This window comes from Rahnella perminowiae, from assembly GCF_019049755.1.
Lineage (GTDB): Bacteria > Pseudomonadota > Gammaproteobacteria > Enterobacterales > Enterobacteriaceae > Rahnella > Rahnella perminowiae.
Genome location: NZ_JAFMOS010000198.1, coordinates 1 through 1,726 on the forward strand (window position 1 = coordinate 1; position 1,726 = coordinate 1,726).

2 protein-coding genes are annotated in these 1,726 nt (G+C 48.1%); both read left to right on the forward strand.

Features of this window, described 5'->3' with window-relative positions; translation table 11 throughout:
• The coding region (locus J1785_RS26585; protein ID WP_336369567.1) for a phospholipase D-like domain-containing protein at window positions 1-452 on the forward strand (452 nt) is incomplete at its 5' end.
• A partial coding sequence (locus tag J1785_RS01240) for an SEL1-like repeat protein (protein WP_217218625.1) occupies window positions 452-1,726 on the forward strand: 1,275 nt, incomplete at its 3' end. The genes J1785_RS26585 and J1785_RS01240, both read left to right, overlap by 1 nt.

Below are 1,726 nucleotides of genomic sequence, written 5' to 3' on the forward strand. Positions count from 1 at the left end.
TGGACGAATATGAAAAAGAAATTCAAAAAATAAGAAACAGAGAAATTTTGCAGGTCAACATTCCCGGCCTGAAGGTGCATATCTGTTCTCTTGTCGCACCCGATTCACCCGAAGGTAACTGGATGCCAGTCTATGTGCATTCCAAGCTGATGATCATCAACGATGTATTCACGACCCATGGTTCCGCCAATATCAATACCCGTAGTATGCAGGTCGACAGCGAAATGAATATTGCCCATGACTGGGCCAGCGTGACTAAAGCACTGCGGCAGCGGCTGTGGAAGTTGCATACAAATGGAATAGGAATGCAGGATGATCCTACTGATGCTTTCAGAGATTGGGGGTATCTTCTTGGTGATAATGAAGATCTTCAGGGAACAAAAAAGGATGCCCCCAAAGCGTCACTGATTAAGTTTCTTTATAGCAAAGTAACACTGAAGGATCAGGACTGATGCGCAAATTATTATTTTCATTCTGTCTATTGCTGACAGCCTGTGACCAGAGCAATGCCCTGACCGCTATAAAAGCTGTAAAAAAGGATGTTCCCATGGATTTACTTTCAAATATTAATGCCAAGCTGGCCTTTTCCTGCAAACACGAAATCATTCCAGCAGCTTCTGCCGATAGCGAAATATTATTCAAATACGCCCGCTGGCTACAGAAAAATAATCTGCTGAAACAAGACAAAACGGTGGATGCTGAAACTGAACGTTTATATCGCATCGCTGCCGAGAATGGTCATTACAAAGCAAATATTAACCTGCAAAATGGTTCGTTCCGTGGGCAGTTCACTCTCACACCACATGAGCGTTTTCGCCTTAGCCAGCAGTTGATAAACGCTAAAGTTGCCAGCGGTTACTACTTTACCGCCATCTACTTGCAGCACGGCGCAGCCGGTTTAAAGGAGGATCAGGAACTGGCTCTGCGCTACTACCGTAAAGCCGCTGATGAAGGGAATCCTCAGGCACAGGCCTATGTAGGTAAGAAACTATTCCCGGCAGATATGGCTCCTAACATTTCCCGGCAAATGTGTCGTTGTGCTGCCGAACAGGGAGAGGGGGAAGCAGCAAAAGCCCTAGGAATCAACCAAAAAAATAGAGCTCTATATCTGGAATCACTTGAGGCATTTCAGTTGGGAATTGCTGCTGGTGATGAAATATCAGCTTATGCCCTGCAAAAAGGATTTGGTGAGCCTGAATCTACAAGTATGTACTATCTTGACCAGAAAAAAGATCCTGAACGTGCCCGGCGTTATGAGAAAATTGGCGAAATGCTGGGTAATTATTCCTATGCCAGCCCCACCGTCCCAGAAATCAACGATATCGTCCCCCTCCCACCGGCCCCGCTGCCTGCCTGGGATGGCAAGATAAAATGGCTGGAAGATCGCAAAGCGAACATTCCGCCGACCAAACCCAGCGAAGCCCTGATTGAGAAGTTGGCGAAAGACAAACAGCTCAACCCTGAAACCGGCAGGCCGCTGCCGACGTCACCGGATTTTGATAAAAGTGCCTCACTAAGTCTGCTGTGTAAAACCGGTGAACCTTGTCCGAAAAGCGGATACTGGCAGATTGCATGGCTGCCGCGCGAAGGACTCAGCCGGAACGCCATTCTTGCACTCAGGGAAGGCGAGATTATGCCCACTGACCGGGTGGAGTTTTGCCGCTCACGCCCCTGGCCGCTCAGTGACCAACTGTTCCATCAGGAGCAGCACGTTGACTGGCGGTTT